Origin of the sequence: Prosthecodimorpha staleyi, assembly GCF_018729455.1 — a bacterium.
In the GTDB taxonomy this organism is placed as follows: domain Bacteria; phylum Pseudomonadota; class Alphaproteobacteria; order Rhizobiales; family Ancalomicrobiaceae; genus Prosthecodimorpha; species Prosthecodimorpha staleyi.
Map to the genome: position 1 here is coordinate 1 of NZ_JAHHZF010000006.1, position 20244 is coordinate 20244.

18 protein-coding genes are annotated in these 20244 nt (G+C 69.9%); 10 read left to right on the forward strand and 8 right to left on the reverse strand.

Going from position 1 to position 20244, the window contains the following annotated elements; genetic code table 11:
• Positions 1-317 precede the first annotated feature (317 nt).
• Positions 318-728, forward strand: a complete 411-nt coding sequence (locus tag KL771_RS12710) for a hypothetical protein (RefSeq protein ID WP_261968933.1) — start codon at positions 318-320, stop codon at positions 726-728.
• Entirely contained in the window at positions 721-1557 is an 837-nt protein-coding gene (locus tag KL771_RS12715) for an alpha/beta fold hydrolase (protein WP_261968934.1), read from the forward strand. Before KL771_RS12710 ends, KL771_RS12715 begins: the two co-directional genes overlap by 8 nt.
• Before the next feature lie 60 nt (positions 1558-1617).
• Here KL771_RS12715 and KL771_RS12720 read toward each other — a convergent pair whose 3' ends face one another.
• On the reverse strand, positions 1618-2802 hold the full coding sequence (locus KL771_RS12720; protein ID WP_261969283.1) for an acyl-CoA dehydrogenase family protein: 1185 nt from the start codon (positions 2800-2802) through the stop codon (positions 1618-1620).
• A gap of 132 nt (positions 2803-2934) precedes the next feature.
• Here KL771_RS12720 and KL771_RS12725 point away from each other — a divergent pair, with 132 nt between their 5' ends.
• The 4 genes from KL771_RS12725 (at position 2935) to KL771_RS12740 (ending at position 7904) form a co-directional block, all read left to right on the forward strand.
• On the forward strand, positions 2935-3873 hold the full coding sequence (locus KL771_RS12725; protein ID WP_261968935.1) for a LysR family transcriptional regulator: 939 nt from the start codon (positions 2935-2937) through the stop codon (positions 3871-3873).
• Between the two features lie 654 nt (positions 3874-4527).
• Positions 4528-5496 carry an amidohydrolase family protein gene (locus tag KL771_RS12730; protein ID WP_261968936.1) on the forward strand — a complete coding sequence of 323 codons (969 nt, stop codon included), beginning with the start codon at positions 4528-4530 and terminating at the stop codon, positions 5494-5496.
• Between the two features lie 10 nt (positions 5497-5506).
• A complete protein-coding gene (locus KL771_RS12735; RefSeq protein ID WP_261968937.1) occupies positions 5507-7102 on the forward strand; it encodes a class I adenylate-forming enzyme family protein in 1596 nt (531 codons plus the stop codon).
• A 34-nt stretch (positions 7103-7136) separates the two neighbouring features.
• Complete coding sequence (locus KL771_RS12740; protein WP_261968938.1) at positions 7137-7904, forward strand: SDR family oxidoreductase; 768 nt, start codon at positions 7137-7139, stop codon at positions 7902-7904.
• Between the two features lie 22 nt (positions 7905-7926).
• Here the strand turns inward: KL771_RS12740 and KL771_RS12745 are convergent, their stop codons facing one another.
• Together KL771_RS12745 and KL771_RS12750 are read right to left on the reverse strand one after the other, a co-directional pair.
• Positions 7927-9606, reverse strand: coding sequence for a thiamine pyrophosphate-binding protein (locus tag KL771_RS12745; protein ID WP_261968939.1), 1680 nt, complete (start codon positions 9604-9606; stop codon positions 7927-7929).
• A 77-nt stretch (positions 9607-9683) separates the two neighbouring features.
• Positions 9684-10568, reverse strand: coding sequence for an acyl-CoA acyltransferase (locus KL771_RS12750; protein ID WP_261968940.1), 885 nt, complete (start codon positions 10566-10568; stop codon positions 9684-9686).
• 77 nt (positions 10569-10645) lie between these two features.
• Here KL771_RS12750 and KL771_RS12755 point away from each other — a divergent pair, with 77 nt between their 5' ends.
• The 3 genes from KL771_RS12755 to KL771_RS12765 are packed head-to-tail and all read left to right on the forward strand — an operon-like array spanning position 10646 to position 12993.
• Positions 10646-10894, forward strand: a complete 249-nt coding sequence (locus tag KL771_RS12755; protein WP_261968941.1) for an acyl carrier protein — start codon at positions 10646-10648, stop codon at positions 10892-10894.
• Positions 10878-12266 (forward strand): ANL family adenylate-forming protein, encoded by a 1389-nt coding sequence (locus KL771_RS12760; RefSeq protein WP_261968942.1) that lies wholly within the window; start codon positions 10878-10880, stop codon positions 12264-12266. Before KL771_RS12755 ends, KL771_RS12760 begins: the two co-directional genes overlap by 17 nt.
• Positions 12259-12993, forward strand: a complete 735-nt coding sequence (locus KL771_RS12765; protein ID WP_261968943.1) for an SDR family NAD(P)-dependent oxidoreductase — start codon at positions 12259-12261, stop codon at positions 12991-12993. The genes KL771_RS12760 and KL771_RS12765 overlap by 8 nt, the downstream gene beginning before the upstream one ends.
• Positions 12994-13109: 116 nt before the next feature.
• Here KL771_RS12765 and KL771_RS12770 read toward each other — a convergent pair whose 3' ends face one another.
• The 4 genes from KL771_RS12770 to KL771_RS12785 form a co-directional block, all read right to left on the reverse strand.
• Positions 13110-14294 (reverse strand): mandelate racemase/muconate lactonizing enzyme family protein, encoded by a 1185-nt coding sequence (locus KL771_RS12770; protein WP_261968944.1) that lies wholly within the window; start codon positions 14292-14294, stop codon positions 13110-13112.
• A complete protein-coding gene (locus KL771_RS12775; protein ID WP_261968945.1) occupies positions 14291-15289 on the reverse strand; it encodes an Ldh family oxidoreductase in 999 nt (332 codons plus the stop codon). Before KL771_RS12775 ends, KL771_RS12770 begins: the two co-directional genes overlap by 4 nt.
• A gap of 626 nt (positions 15290-15915) precedes the next feature.
• On the reverse strand, positions 15916-16845 hold the full coding sequence (locus tag KL771_RS12780; protein ID WP_261968946.1) for an amino acid--[acyl-carrier-protein] ligase: 930 nt from the start codon (positions 16843-16845) through the stop codon (positions 15916-15918).
• Positions 16846-16898: 53 nt separating this feature from the next.
• Positions 16899-18137, reverse strand: a complete 1239-nt coding sequence (locus KL771_RS12785) for an acyl-CoA dehydrogenase family protein (protein WP_390866678.1) — start codon at positions 18135-18137, stop codon at positions 16899-16901.
• 327 nt (positions 18138-18464) lie between these two features.
• On the opposite strand from KL771_RS12785, the gene KL771_RS12790 reads away from it, so the two are divergent.
• A complete protein-coding gene (locus KL771_RS12790; RefSeq protein ID WP_261968947.1) occupies positions 18465-18752 on the forward strand; it encodes a phosphopantetheine-binding protein in 288 nt (95 codons plus the stop codon).
• Between the two features lie 145 nt (positions 18753-18897).
• Here the strand turns inward: KL771_RS12790 and KL771_RS12795 are convergent, their stop codons facing one another.
• On the reverse strand, positions 18898-20244 hold the full coding sequence (locus KL771_RS12795; RefSeq protein WP_261968948.1) for a lipopolysaccharide biosynthesis protein: 1347 nt from the start codon (positions 20242-20244) through the stop codon (positions 18898-18900).

Consider the following 20244-nt stretch of genomic DNA (forward strand, 5'->3'; position numbering starts at 1 on the left):
CTTCCCGTGGTCGACGTGACCGATCGTCCCGATGTTGCAGTGCGGCTTGTCGCGGTTGAATTTCTCTTTGGCCATCGTCGTCCTGTCCTACACGGGGTCCGGCCGGGCCGGAAACGAACCGGGCAGTCGCTTAGTGGGTTTCGCGCCCGCATTCAAGACCTTTTCCGCGTCGGCGGCGTTCGGAGACGTGGCGGCGGCGGAGCGGGCGACCGGGTCGGAGCCGCTGTCGCGCCCGGAATACCTGTTATCGGTCGAATTGCCGCGACGGCGGCGCTAGCGTCCGTCCTGTCCTGCAAGAAAATCGGGAGGAAAGCGCCATGTCGGCAGTAGCCGGCCCCTATCCGGGCCCGGACTGGTTGGAGCGATACCGGTCGCGCGTGAATGCCGACCGGGAACTCGGCGTCATCGGTCGCTGGTTCACCGCGACCTTCATGCTCACCTTCGGAGACAACCGCCACGCCGTGAAGGTGGTCGAGGGCCGGATCGCGGAGGTCGTCGTCGCACCGCGATTCGACGTCCGTGCGACCTTCGGCTTCCGCGCGCCGGTCGAGGTCTGGGCGAAGTTCCTGTCGCCCAACCCGCCGCCGCTCTACCACGACTTCTTCGCCATGCTGATGCGGGTGCCGGCCTTCGTGCTGGAGGGCGACAGCCTCGCCGCCATGCAGAATGCCCGGGCGCTGCACCGGATGATGAACATCATGCGCGAGACGGGGGCGCCCGATGCCTGATTTCGAACCCATTGCCGGGCGCTACCTGACGGTCGCGATCGACGGCGTCGACCACCGCATCTTCCTCGAAGAGGCCGGCCGGGGCCTGCCGCTGCTCTGCCTGCACACGGCCGGGGCCGACAGCCGCCAGTACCGCCATCTCCTGAACGACGCCTGGGTCACCGAGCGCTTCCGGGTGATCGCCTTCGACATGCCCTGGCACGGCCGCTCCAACCCGCCGGACGAATGGTGGCTGACCCGCTACCGGCTGACCACGGCCGGCTATCTGGCGACGATCCGGGCCGTCTGGCAGGCGCTCGGCCTCGACCGCCCGGTCGTGCTCGGCTGCTCGATGGGCGGGGCGATCGTGCTCAAGGTCGCGGCCGACTACCAGGACGAACTGACCGGCATCGTCGGCCTGGAGAGTGCCGCCTATGCGCCCGGCCGCTACAACGAGCTGCTGCACCATCCCGCCATCCACGGCGGCGAGCTCTGCGCCAGCTACACCTACGGCCTCAACGCACCGACCTCGCCGGAGGCCAGCCGGCGCGAGAACTGGTGGTACTATTCGCAGTCCGGCCCCGGCGTCTACCAGGGCGACGTGCACTATTACAGCCTCGACTGGGACGCGCGCGAGGACATCAAGACGATCGACACCGCCCGCTGCCGCGTCGCGCTGCTGACAGGCGAATACGACTATAGCTGCACGCCCGAACAGACAGAGCAGGCCGCCGCCTCGATCCCGGGCGCCTCGCTGACCATCATGGAGGGCATGGGGCACTTCCCGATGATCGAAAACTACCGCGACTTCCGCCCCTATCTGCTGGAAGCCCTGAAGCAGATGCTCTGAGCCGCATCGGTCCCCGCCGCGCTGCGGCGGGGACAGGCCGGGGGCGACGTCCGGGTCCGCTCAATAGCTGCGCGGCATGCCGAGGACGTGTTCGCCGATATAGGCGAGGATCAGGTTGGTGGAGATCGGGGCGACCTGATAGAGGCGGGTCTCGCGGAACTTGCGCTCCACGTCATATTCCTCGGCGAAGCCGAAGCCGCCATGGCTCTGCAGGCAGGCCTCGGCGGCATGCCACGCGGCTTCCGAGGCCAGCAGCTTGGCCATGTTGGCCTCCTTGCCGCAAGCCTCGCCGGCATCGTAGCGGCGCGCGCCCTCGTAGACCATCAGCCGGGCCGCCGACATCTCCGCATAGGCGCGCGCGATCGGGAACTGGACGCCCTGGTTCTGGCCGATCGGGCGGCCGAACACGACCCGCTCGGAGGCATAGGCGGAGGCCTTGTCGATGAACCAAGTGGCGTCGCCGATGCACTCGGCGGCGATCAGCAGGCGCTCGGCATTCATGCCGTCGAGCACATACTTGAACCCGCGCCCCTCCTCGCCGATCAGATGGTCGGCCGGGACCTCGAGATTCTCGAAGAACACCTCGGTGGTGGCATGGTTCATCATGGTCCGGATCGGCCGGATGGTCATGCCGCGGCCGACCGCTTCGCGCATGTCGACGACCAGGATCGACAGGCCCTCCGAGCGCTTCCTGACCTCGGCCTGCGGCGTGGTGCGGGCCAGGAGCACCATCAGGTCGGAATGCTCCGCCCGCGAGGTCCAGATCTTCTGGCCGTTGACGACATAGCGGTCGCCCCGGCGCACGGCCGTGGTCGCGATCGAGGTCGTGTCGGTGCCGGCGGTCGGCTCGGTCACACCGAAGGCCTGCAGGCGCAGGTCGCCGCGGGCGATGGCGGGCAGCCAGCGCTGCTTCTGCTCGGCATTGCCGTGGCGCAGGATGATGCCCATGACATACATCTGCGCGTGGCAGGCGGCGCCGTTGCAGCCCATGCTGTGGACGGTCTCCAGGATGGTCGCCGCCTCGGTGACGCCGAGCCCCGAGCCGCCGAAAGCCTCGGGGATCAAGGCCGAGAGATAGCCCGCTTCGGTCATGGCGGCGACGAACTCGCCGGGATAGCGTCGTTCGCCGTCGACCTCGCGCCAATAGGGGCCGGGAAAGCGCTCGCACAGGGCTTTCACGGCATCGCGGATGTGGTCGCGCAGCGAATCCTGGGGCGTTGAAGTCGGGGTGTCGAGCACGTCCATCCTCGTCCGTTGCATGGCCGATGGGTTCGGACTGCATGGTACCCGGACCCGAACGCCCGATAAGCTGTCGCGCCGCGCTAGCTGATATATTCGAACGATAAGGCGCGGCAACGCTGGGAGGCGGCCCTGACCATGGAGATGAAGCAGCTCAAATATTTCCTGGCCGTGGCGGATCTCGGCAGCTTCTCCAAGGCGGCCGTGATGCTGGCGGCCGCACAGCCGGTTCTGTCGCGGCAGATCCGCAGCCTGGAAGAAGAACTCGGCATCGAACTGCTCTATCGCAACGGCCGCGGCATCGTACTGACCGAGGCCGGCACCGCCTTCGTGGCGCGCGCCCGGACCATCCTCGACACGGCCCGGCTGGCGGCCGCCGAGATCGACCAGATGCGCGGCGACCCGTCCGGCAAGATCGTGATCGGCCTGCCGCCGACCGCCGGAGCGGTGCTGACCGTGCCGCTGATCCAGCGCTTCCGCAAGGAACTGCCGCGGGTCCGCCTCAAGGTCCAGGAGGGCTACAGCGGCCATGTGCTCGAATGGCTGTCGACCGGCCGCATCGACGTGGCCGTGCTCTACAATGCACCGAAGACCTCGACCCTGCTGACCCAGCCGCTGATCGAGGAGGAATTGCTGCTGATCGGCCCGCCCGCCACGCCATCCGCGCTGCGCGCCGGCCCGGTCACCGGCAAGGACCTCGCCGGGCTGCCGATGATCCTGCCGTCGCATCCGCACGGCCTGCGCGTCCTGCTGGAAAACCTGCTGGCGGCGCATCAGGTCGAGCTCAATGTCGAATACGAGATCGACAGCTTCCAGGCCTGTCTCGGCCTCGTCGAGGAAGGGCTCGGCTATACGGTTCTGCCCTATGCCGGCGTCCACCGGCAGGTCGCCTCCGGCCAGCTCGTCGCCACCCCGATCGTCGAGCCGCGCCTGGCGCGCCAGCTGGTGCTCGCCACCTCGACCCAGCGCCCGATGACCCAGACCACCCGCGCGCTGGCCCGCACCGTCACCCAGCTGGTCCGCGACCTGGTCCACGACGGCATCTGGATGCCGAAATCCAACCGCCCGGATGCCTGAACGGAACATTCCGGGCGCGCCGACGGCAGAAATGGAACGGGCGCCCCCTTCTCCAAACCGCAATCCCGGACAAGGCCCGAAGGGCCGCCGATCCGGGACCCACTCGCACCGCAGCGGCGTCAAGATCACGCGCCAACGGAGTGCCGTGCGGCAAGTCGGGATGAGAGTGGGCCCCGGCTCTCCGCTGACGCTCCGGCCGGGGATGCGCCGCAAGATCGTCAATCCTCTCGAGGTATCGCGGCGAAGCGCCGCGAGATGCGGGGCCGGCCCGCGGCATCCCGTTCCTCGCCATCCCCCCTGAAACCGCAATCCCGGACAAGGCCCGCAGGGCCGCCGATCCGGGACCCAATCGCCTCGCAGCGGCGTCAAAATCACGAGTCGACGCAGTGCCGTGCGGCAAGTCGCGATGGGAGTAGGCCCCGGCTCTCCGCTGGCGCTCCGGCCGGGGATGCGTTGGGAGATCGGGGAGCGTTCCACCAGACTCTTCGCCATCCGCCGCCCGGGACAAGACCGGCCCACCCCGCCCCGGCCCACCCTCCCCTATAGCTGCTATACCGGCGGACGGCCGATGCGGCCGTTGTCCGCGCCGGCGACTTGCCCAACACTCGCGACCGGGAACGACCCGGCCGCAGATGCCGGGCAGGGAGACCGCTCGTGGATTTCGTCGATTCGCATGCGCATATCTGGGGCGCAGGCTTCGTGCCGCCGGCCTTCTTCACGCGGGCGGCGGAGGGCTGGGCCGCCAAGGCGCCCGACCGTCAGCCGGACATGATCCTGCCGAAGCTGCTCTCCGGCATCGTCGACCCGGACGGCGACCAGTTCGTCGCCAACATGGATGCAGCCGGGGTCGCCACCTCGCTGATCATGATGATCGATGTCGGCGCGCCGGTCTTCGGCGAGGAGCCGGAGACCGGCGTCGAGGCGCAGATCGACTACTATGCCGCGCTGCAGAAGCGCCATCCCGGCCGGCTCTATTGCCATGTCGGCGTCGATCACCGCCGCCCGGGCCATCTCGACATCGTCCGTCGCGCGATCCGCGACGGCGGCCTGGTCGGCATCGGCGAGATCACACCGGACGGCTTCTCGGTCGCCGACGACGCGTTCCGCCCGCTGATGCGGCTCGCCGCCGACCTCGGCGTGCCGGTGCAGATCCACACCCGCACCGGGGTCTGGACCGAATTCGCCGGCGTCGACTTCTCGGAGGCCAATCCGGTCCATCCGGTCCATGTCGCGCGGCTGGCGCGCGAACTGCCGGACCTGAAGATCGTGCTCTGCCATGCGGGCTTTCCGCATTGGTGGCAGCGCGCCGCCGAGCTGATCGCCGACCTGCCGAACTGCGTCCTCGACATCTCCAACTGGAACGAGACGCTCGGCCATGACGAGGCCGAGTTCGTCGCCCGGCTCGCCACCTGGCGCGGGCTGGTCGGCATCGAGCGCATCCTGTTCGCCTCCGACCAGGCCTCCGGCGCCCGCTTCACCGGCGAGCGCTCGGAACTGCGGCATTGGACCGGCTTCATCCGCGACCTGCCGGCCCGGGCCGCCCGCTGGGGCACCCGCTTCACGCCCGCCGAGGCGGCCGCCATCGCCGGGGCCAATGCCCGCCGCTTCTATTCGCTCGCCTGAGGACGCCCCGATGCCCATGCCTTCGAGCCGCACCGTGCCGGCCCTGCTCGCCGAACAGGCCGCCCGCTATCCCGACCACGAGGCGCTCGTCGCCGGCCCGGTCCGCCACACCTACGCGACGTTGCGCGACGAGGTCCGCGCCTTCGCCAAGGGCCTGATCGCGCTCGGCTTCGGCAAGGGCAGCCGGATCGCCATCCTGATGGGCAACAAGCCCGAATGGGTCGTCGCCGACCTCGCCATCTGCTCGATCGGCGGCATCATGGTGGCGGTCAACACCTGGGTGACGACGCGCGAACTGCACTACATCCTGAAGCATTCCGATGCCGACGGGCTGGTCGTCGCCGACCGGTTCCTCAAATACGACTATGTCGCCATGCTGGCCGAGATGGAGCCGCATGCCGAGAGCCTGCCTTGCCTGAAGACCATCATCCATGTCGGCGCGGCCGGGCCGAAGGGCTCGATCGCCTATGCGGACATCTTCGAGCGCGGCCGCGTGGTACCCGACGCTGTGCTGGCGGCGGCCGAGGCGGCAGTGGCGCCGGAGGACGTGACCTATCTCCTCTACACCTCCGGCTCGACCTCAACCCCGAAAGGCGTCCAGATCCAGCATTTCGGCCTGATCGAGAACATGTGGAACATCGGCGAGCGGATGCACGTCACCGATCAGGACCGCCTCTGGCTGGTGGTCTCGCTCTATTGGGGCCTCGGCTGCGAGAACGCGCTCTTCAACATGCTGACCCACGGCGCCTGCACGGTGCTGCAGGAGCATTTCGACGCCGGCGAGGCGCTCGCCATTCTGGAGCGCGAGCGCTGCACGCTCTTCTACGGCACGCCGAATATCGCCCAGGCGCTCGACGAGCATCCCGACCGGCCGAAATACGATCTGTCGCTTCTGCGCTCGGGCGGATCGACCGGTTCGCCGGAGCAGTTCCAACGGCTGATCAAGCTCGGCGTCACGGAGGTCTGCCACATCTACGGGCTGACCGAGACCTACGGCAATTGCACCGTCTCCGACGGCCGGCTCGACCCGCCGGAGAAGCGCTACGCCTCGGTCGGCCGGCCGCTGCCGGGCGTCGACCTGCGCATCGTCGATCCGGAGACCTTCGAACCGCGCGGCGTCGGCGAGCCGGGCGAGGTGCAGATGAAGGGCTACGTCACCATCGGCTACTACAAGGACGAGGACAAGAACCGCGCCTCCTTCACGCCGGACGGCTATTTCCGCACCGGCGATCTCGGCTTCCTGGACGAGGACGGCTACCTGTTCTTCCGCGGGCGGCTGAAGGAGATGATCAAGACCGGCGGCATCAATGTCGCCCCCGCCGAGGTCGAGGAGATCCTGATGGCCGAGCCGGCCGTCAAGGTCGCCTATGTGGTCGGCGTGCCGGACGCGGTGCGCGACGAGATCATCGGCGCGGTTGTGGTCGCCGAGCCGGGAACCGACATCTCCGAGGCCCAGTTGATGGATCGCTGCCGGCGCAATCTCGCCGCCTACAAGCTGCCGCGCGCCTTCCGCTTCGTGAAGGAGGCCGACCTGCCGCTGACCACGACCGGCAAGGTGCAGAAGAACCGGCTGGCCGAGTTCTTCCAGCCGGCCGCGGCCGGCTGACGGGCGGGCGACACCCGATGACCGACGTGAACCCATGACCGACGTGACGCCGATCGGCTTCGGCGGCGAACTGGCCGGCCGGGTCGCCCTCGTGACCGGCGCCTCCGCCAATATCGGCCGGGCGATCGCACTCGCTCTGGCCGATGCCGGCGCGGCGGTGGTGGCGCATGCGCGCAGCGCCGAGGCGGAGGCGGCGGAGACCGCCCGGCTGATCCGGGTCGCCGGCGGCCGGGCGACTTTCGCGCTCGGCGACCTCGCCCGGCCCGAGACGGCAGGCGACCTGGTCCGTGCGGCCGTCGGCGCCTTCGGCCGGCTCGACATCGTCGTCCACAATGCGGCCCTGCGCGGTGCCGCGCGGCTCGCCGACCTGGAGCCGGCCGACTGGCGGCAGGTGATGGCGGTCGATCTCGATGCCGCCTTCTGGCTCGCCCGCGCCGCCGCGCCGCTGCTCGCCAGCTCGGACGGCGCCGCGATCGTCGTCATCGGCGGCATGTCGGGCCATGCCGGGGCGGCCGGGCGCGCCCATGTGGTCGCCGCCAAGGCCGGCCTGTCCGGCCTCGCCCGCGCGCTGGCGCACGACCTCGCGGCCCAGGGCACCACCGTCAACTGCGTCGTCCCGGGCGTGATTGAGACCCGCCGCGGCCCGAGCGCCGGCGTCGCGCCCACCCAGGCGATGCCGCTGGTCGGCCGCCCGGGCCGGCCCAACGAGGTCGCCGCCATGGTGCGCGTGCTCGCCGGACCCGCCGGCCGCTACGTCACCGGCCAGACCCTGCACGTCAACGGCGGGGCCTATCTCGGCTGATAGGCCACCGCAGGACCTCACCTCACCGGCTGGCCAGGGCCTTGGCGCGGATGGCGGTCAGCGTGGTGCCCGGCAGGATGGCGTCGGGCGAGATCTTCAGATGCACGATCGCCGGCAGGCCGGAGGCTTCCGCGGCCCGGAAGGCGGCCGGGAAATCCTCGGTCCGCTCGACCGTGGCGCCGAAGCCGCCGAAGGCGCGGGCATAGGCGGCGAAATCGGGGTTGACCAGCTCGGTCGCCGAGACGCGGCCGGGATAGTCGCGCTCCTGGTGCATGCGGATGGTGCCGTATTGGCCGTTGTCGGCGATCACCACCACGATCGGCAGCCGGTACTGCACCGCGGCGGCGAATTCCTGGCCGCTCATCAGGAAGTCGCCGTCGCCGTTGACCGAGATGACCGGGCGGTCGGGATAGAGCCGCTTCATGGCGACCGCCGCCGGCATGCCGTAGCCCATCGAGGCCGAGGCCGGGGCGACATGGGTCATGTAGCGGCGGAAACGGTAGAAGCGGTGGATCCAGGAGGCGTAGTTGCCGGCCCCGTTGCACAGGATGGTGTCGTCGGGGAGGTTCTCGCGCAGCCAGATCATCACGTCGCCGAGATTGACCGCACCGGGCTGCGGCGTCGCCGTGCCGCTCCAGGCCAGATAGTCGGCATGGGCGGCCTCGGCCTCCGCGCGCCAGGCTGGCTTCGGCGTCACGGCGAGGCGCGCGAGCGCCGGCACGAAACGGGTCGGCGCGGCATGGATGGCGAGCGTCGGGCGATAGACCCGGCCGAGTTCTTCGGCACCCGGATGGACGTGGACCAGCTTCGTCTGCGGCGACGGCAGATCGAGGAGCGTGTAGCCCTGCGACGGGATCTCGCCGAGCCGGCCGCCGACCAGCACGATCAGATCCGCCGCCTTGGCACGCGCGATCAGCTTCGGGTTGGGGCCAAGCCCGAGATCGCCGGCGAAGACCGGCGACAGCGGATCGAACAGGGTCGCGCGGCGGTAGGAATTGGCGACCGGCAGCCCCCAGGCCTCGGCCAGTTCATGCATTTCCGCCCGCGTCGCCTCCGTCCAGCGGCTGCCGCCGACCACGAAGAGCGGCCGCTCGGCGCCGGCCAGCAGCCCGGCGAGTTCGGCCATTTCCTCAGCCCCCGGCGCGGTCTCGACCGGCGCGCAGGCGGGCACGTCGGGGGCGCTGCAGCGTTCCTTCAGCACGTCCTTGGGCAGCGCGATCACGACCGGGCCGGGCCGGCCGGCGGTGGCGGTGTAGAAGGCGCGGCTGACGATCTCCGGCGTCCGGTCGGGGTCGTCGAGCTCGGTCGTCCACTTGGTCATGCTGCCGAAGACGGCGCGATAGTCCATCTCCTGGAAGGCCTCGCGCTCGCGGAAGGCGCGCTCGATCTGGCCGACGAACAGGATCATCGGCGTGGAATCCTGCTGGGCGACATGGACGCCGGCGGAGGCGTTGGTGGCGCCGGGGCCGCGCGTCACGAAGCAGATGCCGGGCCGCCCGGTCACCTTGCCGACCGCCTCGGCCATCATCGCCGCCCCGCCCTCGTGGCGGCAGACCGTGACCGTGATGCCGCTGTCGACCAGGGCATCGAGCACGGCCAGATAGCTCTCGCCCGGCACGCAGAAGACATGGCGGACGCCGTTGACGACCAGTTGCGCGACCAGGGCCTCGGCGGCGGTGCGGGTCTGAAGCGGGGCATGCATGGATCGGTCTCCCGGTCGGCAGGTCGTGGGGCGGCCATGGGGGCAGGTCGTGGGGCGGATCGGCGGGGCCGGATCGGTCACGGCCCGAAGAGCACCAGTTCGGTATCGGTCAGGTCGGCGAGACGCGCCTCGCCCGGCCCCTTTACGTATTTGCGGCCGCGCCGCTCGGTGTAGAACCCGGCGAGCCCGGGCACCGGGCCGAGCGCGTCGATCAGCACGGCGAACCGGCCACGCCGCGCCAGCGCCCGCCCAAGCGGGGCGGCGGCGGCGACGAAATCCTCGACGCTTCGGCAATAGGCGAGCTGCATCACCGGCAGCGGAATGCGGCCGCTGCGCATGCGGAACGGCAGGAACACGAAGGGCGACGGTCCCGGCGCGCCGCGCACCACCAGGCTCAGGCAGCCATAGCCGGCGTGGTCGCCGAGGAGCCGCGCCTCGGCCTCGTCGAGCCCGTCGACCGCCGCCGCCCCCGGGGCGACCGTCTCGACGCGCCGGCCGGCCCCGTTCGTCGACAGCAACGGCACGGCCGCGAACAGCCCGCTGCAATAGCGCCGGTAGCCCTGCGCCTCCAGGATCGGCCAGGTGCTCGGCGCGGGCGTGACGTTCAGATAGGTCGCCTGCTTGTTGCGCAGCGCCATCGAGGACAGCATCGCCGCATGGCCGCGATAGGGCGGATCGACATACCAGCTGGCGATGTTGCAGCGCGGACCGGCCTCGCCGGACCGCCCGGTGAAGATCAGCAGCACGGCGCCGACCGGAACCCCGCCGGTCTCCAGCAGGTAGCCGTAGCGCGGCAGGCCGTCCGGCACCGCCCGGCTGCCCTGTCGCCGGAGCCCATCGAGGAAATAGGCCCGCGGCCGGGGCGCAAAGCCGCGCGCGAGCAGATCGGCGACCGCCTCGATGTCGGCATCTCCGATCGGCCGGCAGCGGACCCGAGTATCCGTAGTGCTTTGCTTTTCCATCGGCCCAAAGTCACTTCAAATTTAGGATTTCAACCTATCGTCCAGTCGTATTCGAACCGCCAACGGGGGTGCAGGAAATGTCGTCACGGTTAACGATTACCAACCTGATCGAAGAGATCGCGGCGGACCACAAGAAGACTCTGAAGCCCTTGTCTGACGACTTGGTTCTCCTGGAATCCGGCCTGGATTCTCTGTGCTTTGCGATCCTGGTCGCGCGGCTGGAGGACAAGCTCGGCATCGATCCCTTCTCGGCATCCGAGGAGGCCTATTTCCCCGTCACCCTCGGCGACTTCATCCGGTCCTACGACCATGCCGTCGCAGCCTGACCCGCGGCCGCTGGTCGCCCGCCTCGGCCAGCGGCTCGCCGAGCGCAGCCTGTCGGACGCGTCGCGGACGGTGACGCTCGCCGCCATGGCCGGCGGCACCGTCCTGGGCGGCCGGGCCGATGACCTCGCCGGCCGCGCGGTGCTGATCGCGACCGCGACGCAGCTCGGCGCCGCCATGGCGCTGGTCGAACTGGACGGGCTCGTCCGCCGCCTCCTGCTGGCGCCGCCCGATCTCGCCGTCGAGCACCGCGCCGCGGTGATCGAGGATGCCGGCATCGACGCCGTCGTCACCGACGATCCCGAAGCCTGGCAGGCGCTGGGCGTCGGCACGGTCATCGCCCCGGACATCTCGCCGGTTCCCGCGCCGCGGCCGGACCGCGCCTCGGTCGCCACCGAATGGCTGATGCTGACCTCCGGCACCACCGGCCGGCCGAAGATCGTCGCCCACACGCTCGACGCGCTGACCGGCGCCATCGGCGGCGACGCGCCCTCGGCCGCGGCCGCGCCTGTCTGGGCGACCTTCTACGACATCCGCCGCTATGGCGGCCTGCAGATCCTGCTGCGCGCGCTGATCGCCGGCGGTTCGCTGGTGCTGTCCGCGCCCGGCGAGGATCTTGCTGCGCATATCGCGCGGCTGGTCCGTTGCGGCGTCACCCACATCTCGGGCACGCCGTCGCACTGGCGCAAGGCGCTGATGAGCTCGGCGATCGGGTCCTTCCGGCCCGGCTATGTCCGCCTCTCCGGCGAGATCGCCGACCAGGCGGTGCTCGACGGCCTGCGCCAGACCTTCCCCGAAGCCTCGATCGGCCACGCCTATGCGTCGACCGAGGCCGGCGTCGGCTTCGCGGTCGACGACGGGCTGGAGGGCTTTCCGGCCCACTATGTCGGCCGGCCCGGCCCGGTCGAGATGAAGGTGGTCTACGGCGTCCTGCATATCCGCTCCCGCCGGGCGGCGCTCGGCTATGTCGGCGACGGGGCGAGCGCCCTGATGGATGCGGACGGCTTCGTCGACACCGGCGACATGGTCGAGCGGCGCGGCGACCGGTACCACTTCGTCGGCCGGCGCGGCGGCATCATCAATGTCGGCGGCCTGAAGGTGCACCCGGAAGAGGTCGAGGCGGCGATCAACCGCCATCCGCTGGTGCGCATGTCGCGCGTCAAGGCGCGCAAGAGCCCGATCACCGGCTCGATCGTCGTGGCCGACGTGGTGCTGACCCGGCCGGCGGACCCGACTGAGACCGCCGCGATCAAGGCGGAGATCCTGGCCGGCTGTCGGGACACCCTCCCGGGCCACAAGATTCCGGCCATGATCGCCATCGTTCCCGCGATCGAGGTCTCTCCCTCCGGCAAGCTGGTGCGCAACGTTGCGTAATGTCCTGGTCACCGGCGGCAGCCGCGGCATCGGCCTGGCGATCGTGCGCCGCCTCTCGGCGGCGGGCTACGGCGTCGTCGCCACGGCGCGGCGCGAGAGCGACGAGCTCGCCGCCGCGATTGCGGCCGCAGAGGTCGCCGGCGCGGGGCCGATCCGGTTCCGTGCCCTCGACATGAACGAGATCGCCGCCATCCCGGCCTTCGTGCGCGACCTGCGCAAAGAGGTCGGCGCGCTCTACGGCCTCGTCAACAATGCCGGCATCGGCACGGAGGGCGTGCTGGCGACCATGTATGAGAGCCAGATCGCCGAGCTCCTCAGGGTCAATGTCGAGGCGCCGATCGTGCTGACCAAATATGTCGTCCGCCACATGCTGGCGGCCGGCGAAGGCCGCATCGTCAATATGGGCTCGATCATCGGCTCGACCGGCTATCACGCCCTCTCGGTCTACGGTGCCACCAAGGCGGCGCTCGAAGGCTTCAGCCGCTCGCTGTCGCGCGAAGTCGGCCGGATGGGCATCACCGTCAACGTCGTCGCGCCCGGCTTCGTCGAGACCGAACTGACGCGCGGCCTGGGCGAGGACGGCCGCGCCAAGATCGCCGGCCGCAGCGCGCTGCGGCGCCTGCCGGAACCCGACGACATCGCCCGCACCGTCGAATTCCTGCTCGGCGACGGCGGCCGCAACATCACCGGCACGGTGCTGACCGTGGATGCCGGCAACACCGCCTGACCAGGCGGATACCGATCGACCCCGGCCCGGGCGTATGCCGGAAAACGGGCGCCCCGCCGCCGATGCGCGTCCGTCCTGCCGGCCGGATCCGGCCGGATCCGGCCGGGCCGGACGCCTCACGACAGCGGCAGGCGGCGGAACCGGTCGGGGCGGTCGGGGTCGTGGAACTTGTTGAAGGGGCCGTTGTCGACGAAATGGCGGTGGCAGAAGGCCAGCCGATCCGGCGACAGCGTCACGCCGATGCCGGGGCCGGTCGGCACTGGGACCTGATTGTTGCGCGGGCGCAGCGGGCCCTCCTCGATCACGTCGAAGGGCTGCATGTGGAACAGCGACTGCGACGGCTCGCGGATATGCTCGAAGGCGGCGGCGAGATGCAGGTAGACGCTGCTGGCGATGCCGGAATCGCCCGAATAGCACCAGAAATCGAGGCCCATCTGCTCGCAGGCGGCGATGAATTTCAGCGTCCGGCCGATGCCGCCATGGACATTCACGTCGGTGCAGAAGGCGTCGGGCACGCCGAGCGCCACGGCGCGGCGCAGGTCCGGCGTGTGCACCGAGAAGGGGATCGCGGTGTGGCGGCGGAGTTTCGCCATGTCTTCGAAGGTGGCGACCGGATCCTCCCAGGAGCGGATGCCGAGCGGCTCGATCGCCTGCGCGATGCGCGTCGCGGTCGCCAATGAATAGGCCTTGTTGGAATCGACCCGCAACACCGCCTCCGGGCCGAGGCCGTCGCGCAGCAGCGCCAGCGTCTCGATGGACGGCTTCGGGTCGGCGGTGGAGAGCTTGCCCTCGAACATCGTGGTGCCGAAGCGCTCCTTCTGGCCGAGGCAGTAGTCGAGCACCGCCTGCGGATCGCTCTCGCCGCCGACGCCGTCCTTGGCCTCGCGGAAGGCGAAATAGTCCGTGAACGTGATGGCATCGCGCACGCGGCCGCCGAAAAGGTCCGAAAGCGGCCGGCCCCAGGCCTTGCCGCGCAGATCCCAGAGCGCCATCTCGATCGCCCCGAAGGCGCGGATGCCGGCGAAGTCGACATCCGTATAGACGCCGCGCCAGGACGGCAGGCACAGCGCCTCGCAGGCCTGGATGTCGATCGGATCGCGACCGATCAGGCGCGGCGCAAAGCTGTTGGCGATCAGCGCCGCATTGGCAGGCGACGGCCCCTCGCCGAGCCCGACCAGCCCATCGCTGGTCTCGACCTCGACGATGGTCTTCGAGAAGCCCGCCAGCGAGCCGTAGGACCAGAGATAGGGCGCCTCGAGCGGGATGTTGACCGGCGTGGCGCGGATGGCTGTGATCTTCATGAGGCCTGGATCGTCCTGATCTGTGCGAGAAGCGCGTCGTCGACATCGACGCCGTCCGTCTCGGCCCGCTGGCGGGCCTCCAGGCGGCGGTCTCCGGGCAGGCGCGTGCCCGGCTGGGCGACGATGGACGCCACCAGGGCCTCCAGCCGCGCCTCGAATCCGGGCTCATAGGCGGCGGGATCGAAGGCGACGAAGCACTGCCCGACACCCGGCGGCGGCCCGTCGGATTTCGCGTAGGGCGAGGCATCCTGCGAGAAATTCGCGCCCGTCAGGCCCGCCGCCAGGATCTCGACGATCAGCGCCAGCGCCGCGCCCTTGGCGCCGCCCATCGGCGCCATCGACCCTCCAAGGCCGGCGACCGGATCCGTGGTCGGCTGCCCCTGCGCGTCGAAGGCCCAGTCCGGCGGGATGGTCCGGCCGGCCCGGGCGGCCGCGCTCAGCGTCACCTTGGTGACCTGGCTGGTCGCCATGTCGATCACCAGGGGCTCGCGGCCGGCCCTCGGGACAGCGAAGGCCAGCGGATTGGTGCCGAAGAGCGGCTTGCGGCCGCCCCAGGGCGCGACATTGGGCGGCGAATTGCTGAAGGCCAGCGCGATCAGCCCGTTCTGCGCCAGGTCCTCGACCGGATGGCCGAGCACGCCGATCGAATAGGACCGCCGGATCGCCAGCGTGGCGCAGCCGTTGGCCCGCGCCGCCGCCGCCAGCAGCGGGCGCGCAAGGTCGAAGGCCGGATGGGCGAAGCCGTGACCGGCATCGGCGAGAACCGCCCCCGCCCGCGGCGTGGTCACCACCGGCACGGCGCGGCCGTCGACCTTGCCGGTCTTGAGATGGCCGAGATAGGTGCCGAGATAGCCGAGGCCGACGCTGCCGATGCCGTCCGCCTCAGCCCGGCGGATCGACCGCGCGACGGCGGCGGCGGCGGTCCCGTCGGCCCCGCAGGCGACGAGCGCATCGAGCGCCAGGGTTTCGATGTGCTCAAGGCTGAGCCGGGCCATCAGGCGGCCTCGCGGTTGGCGATCAGCGGCGCCCGCCGAGCCGACCTGCGCCCGGTCGGGGCTCCGGCTGCGCCGCGACGCGGATCCTTCCCCACGCGGTGTATCACCACGCGGTCGCCCGGACCGGCAGGCTGTCGGGTCGCTCGAGGGTCGGGAGGCTGGCCACGTCCGGACAGGCAGGTCATTGCCGCAAGGGTCGACCGATCATGAACTTGCAGGATCGACCTGCATCCCGGGATGCCTCGCGCACCCCTCGATCGCGGCCGAGTTTGGACCGGATGATCCCGCCAGATCAAGCGCGCAGGCCGTCCCGGCGGCATCGCGCGCGCCGGAGGCAGGGGCGCGCGGACCCGGCCGCTCAGGTCCGGTCGTGCAGACAGCAAAACGCGGGCCCGGCCACCTGGCCTGACCCGCGTCCTTGGTCGTCTCGAACCGGGTCGCCGCGACCCTCAGAGGGTCGCCGAAAGCGCGTCGCAACGCGATCGGAAGCGGGCCATTCGAACGCTGTCATCCCCGGGCTTGTCCCGGGGATCCAGACTTTTCAAGGACTTGACCTTCACACTGGATCCCCGGGACAAGCCCGGGGATGACAGAATGGTGGGTTCGGCATGCTTCCCGGCAGCCTGTCAGAGGGCGAGCAGCGACCGCACGCTCGCCGGCCAGCGGGCGAGATCGGTGCCGTGGGTGTGGAACAGGGCGACCGCGAGGCGGTCCATGCCGAAGGCGACGCAGCCGGTATGGGCCGGCTCGCCATTGGCGTCCTTGATGTCCCAGGTCACGCCGAAATGCTCGCGATGATAGTTGAAGCTCATGCAGGCGGTCGGGCTTTCCTCCGAGCGCAGCGGCACGAGCAGTTCGAATTTCAGCGCCTGCTGCACCTGGCTGACCGCCTTGATCTGGCCGACGCGGCCGAAGAAGGGGTCGGAGGCGGTGTCGACCCGGAAGGTCAGGCCGAGATCGCGGGCGATGCCCTGCGCCCGCTCCATCCAGCGCTCGCGGAAGGCGGCGACATCGTCCGGGGCGCCGATCATGACATATTCGCGCATCCGGAAGGACTGCAGCCGGTCGAGATGCTTCGACGGCTCGTGGCGGAAGCAGTCGGCCGCCACGTCGAAGACCAGGCCGCCGGCCGGCAGCGGACCGCGCTCGGCGACGATCGGATAAACCGGGTAGCAGGCCGCCGGCGACAGGACGAGGTCGGCCGGCGAAAGCGCGTCGGTCCAGGTCCCGCCGCGGTCGAAGCGGGTGACCGCGTCGAGGATCTCGCGCTCGGTGCCATGCAGGGCGCAGACGCAGCCGAGCAGGTTCGGGAAGCTCTTCAGATAGCCGGACTTCTCCAGCTGGCTGCGGCTCATCACCGGCGGGAAGCGGAACACCTCGGTGCCCTCCTCCCGATGGCCGGAGATCAGCGCCGCCAGCTTGTCGACGATGCCCTCGTAGAGCGCGGTGCGGGCATAGACGCCCTCCGCGCCCATCTTGTGGAACAGCACCTCGGCGAGCGGATCGAGCGGATCGGCGGGCGTGCAGGCGAACCCCTTGGGGGCGATCATGTTCATCGGACGGAACCCTCGGCGGTCGGGAGGCGGATCGGACGAGCGGGCATCCGGGGTCAGGCCCGGAGGCTCGGCGCGACTTCGGCCATCAGGTTGGCGGTGGCCATGTTGGCGGCGACGCGGTCGTTGTGGATCATGATCGGCGCGGAGAGCACGTCGCGCAGATGGCGCGAGACGCTGAACTCGCCGTCGTTGCGATAGCCCGACAGGCCGTTGGCCCGGAGCGAAGCCATCACGGTCTCGACAGCCAGATCCGAGACATCGACCTTCAGGCCCGCGATGGCCGACTGGAACTCGAGCGAGCCGAGCGCGCGCTCGTCCTCGTAGATGCCGGCATAGCGATCGGCATTGGCGGCGAGCAGCGCCCGCGCCCGGGCGAGCGAGGCCCTGGCGAGGCCGAAATGGCGGGCGCCGGGCGGCATCTGCCCGCCATTGCTGCGCGCGACCTTGCGCAGGAACTTCTGCGTCCGCTCCACCGCCGCGGCGGCGACGCCGGTCCAGGCGGAGCCCCAGGTCAGATGCGCGAAGGGCACCATGGTCTGGGTATGGACCCGGTCGTAGGGCTCGGCGACGATCTGCTCGGCGGAGCCGGATGCCTCCAGCTTGAAGCCGATGCTGCGCGTGCCGCGCATACCCATCACGTCCCAGCCCTGGGTCGGGGTGAGCGCATAGTCCTCCTTGGCGATCACGACCAGCACCTGGTCGGAGCCGGCCGCATCGGCCGCGCGGCGTGCGGTGGTGACGATACCGTCGCATTCCGCGCCGTAGGAGATGACCGAGGCGTCACGCACGAGGTGGAAGCGGCCGTCGGCAACCTCGGCCGGCGCGGCGCTGGAGCGGACATTGCCGCCATTGTTGCCCTCGGTGGTCGAGGAGCCCATCAGCATCTGGTCGCGGGCGATGCGACGCATCATGCCTTCCATCCAGGCATGGCCGCGGCCATGGCGCACGATGCAGGCGACCTTGACATGGTGCATGGCGACGATCATCGCCGTGGACGAACAGGCGCGGCCGAGCGTGTAGCACATCTCCATCACGTCATGGATGGACGCGCCCTCGCCGCCGAGTTCGCGCGGCACCAGGACGCCGAGCAGTCGCTGTTCGCGCGCGGCCGCCATGGCGGCCGCCGGATAGCTCGCCTCGCGATCCACCGCATCGGCATGCGCCGCGGCGATCGCCGCCACCTCGGCGGTCCGTCGCACCAGGTCAGCCTTCGCATCGGCGAAGCCGGCTGCGGCCGGGCCGACCGGCATGTGACTGCGGGTTTCCGCCTCGCGGACATTGATGATCGTCATATTCTCGCTCCTCCCGGTCGTTCGGAGGATCGACCGGTTCACGTTCCCACTTCGCTTTTGACGCGCAGGCACTGTCGACCAAAGGCATTTCCAAAATCTGATGAAATGCTCGAATGCCGATATCACGATTTGCCTTGGTTAACGGTCCTATTCTGTAAAAATCGTGAGGATTTGGTAAGTCGTTAAGATTAATTTCTAGAAACGTCCGGAATTTCCTGCGCAGGCAACAGCTTTGAAACCCGGGAGACGTCAACTGAGGCTATCTTAAAGGCTCAGGATCAGTCCCGGCGCGCCGCGGCGGCCGGCCGGGCTGCGCAGGAGGCATGAATGCCGCAGTTTTCGAGAGAGCAGATCCGCGACGAGGTGACGGCGCTGGTCGGGTCCATCCTGACCGCCTCCGGCCGCAATCCGGCGATCGATCCGGATGTCGCGCTGGTCGATGCCGGCCTGGCATCGGTCGACATGGTCAATCTGATGCTCGGCGTCGAGGCGAGCTTCGACCTGATGATCCCGCGCGAGGATCTGACGCCGGAGAATTTCCGCTCGGTCGCCAGCGTCGAGGCCATGGTGGCCCGCCTCATCGGCCTGGACCGGCCGCTGTCCAAGGTCGCCTGACCCCCGGCGGCCCGACCTGCAGTCGCCTGGGCTGCAAGTCCCCGACATGAAAGAAGCCGCCGCGGAGACCCCTCCCGGCGGCTTTCGTGTGTGCCGTGTTGCATCGAGCGGATCCGCCAGCGACGGCCTGACGCCGCCGCCCGCTTCACTCCGCCGGCGCCTCGCGCACCGCCCCGCACACTGGGGCGACGGCTGCCCTCGGCCGGTTCAGGAACAGAGCGACCACGTCCGTGCGCATCTCGCCGAGGCGGCGGACCGCGACGGCGGTGGCGACGATCCAGCCGGTATAGCTGATCACCACCGCCCAGGCGGCGCCCGCCGGACCGAAGCGCGGCCCGAGCACCCAATTGGCGGCGAAGAGCGCCACCAGGGCGCCGGTGCACAGCGCGGCGTTGAGGCGCTGGGCGCCGGTCAGGGTCAGGAGATGCGCGCTCGGTCCGGCCATGGCGCGGACGACCTGCGTCGCCACCATGATGACCAGCACGTCGCGCGCCGTACCGAACTCGGCCCCGAACAGACCGAGGACCTGCCGGCCCAACACGAAGCAGCCGAGCACCGCTGCACTGGTGAAGGCGAGCGGCAACAGGATGGAGCGTCGGGCGGCGCGGCGCATGCCGGCCTGATCGCCCTTGCCGCGCGCATCGGCCAGATCGGGAATCGCGATCTGCTGGGCGATCTGCACGAAATAGCCGACCAGCAGCGAGAGTTTGAGGCAGACGCCGAAGACGGCGATGTCGGATTGGCTGAGGAACGGCGTCGCGAACAGGATCGCCACATCCGCGAAGGTGTTGGTGTAGAGCGACAGCAGCACCAGCGGCAGCGCCTCGCGCCGCCAGCGCTGACCGAGCCGCCGTTCTTCCGGGCGCGGCATCTCGATGGCCGGCAGATGCGGCTGCAGCGCCCGGAAGACGACCAGGGCGGTAACCGTGACCAGCGTCGAGAAGAGGATCATCACCTCGCCGCCGGTCGGCCGGCGCACGAACGCCTCCAGGGCGACGATCAGCCCCAGAAAGATGATCGGACGGACCAGGCCATCGGGGACGTAACACCAGCCGAAGAAGCGCATCGCCCCGGCCAGGTTGGTGTTCAGCACCAGCGAGGCGGCCGGAACGATGGTCGCGCCGGCGACCGCATAGACGACGCGGGTGGTCGGGTCGAGATCGGGCACCAGCAGGCAGGCGAGCACGACCAGGAACGCGGCGGCGACCGAGCAGGCCAGCCCGTCGAACATGGCGCGCGACACGAAGGCCTTGAACAGTCGCGCCTTCGAGGCGTCGCGGTAGCGCGCGGAGAAGCGGTAGGCGATCTGCGAATAGCCGATCGACGTGACGAAACCGGCGACGGTCGCCAGCGAGGTCGCCGAATAGAAGATGCCCAGATCATGGCTGCCGAGGGTCTTCGCCAGCATGATCTGGGTGAGGAAACCCACGCCGGCGCCGGAAATGCGCATGGCGAACAAGCCGGCCGAGCCCGTGAGGAGGGATTTGATCAA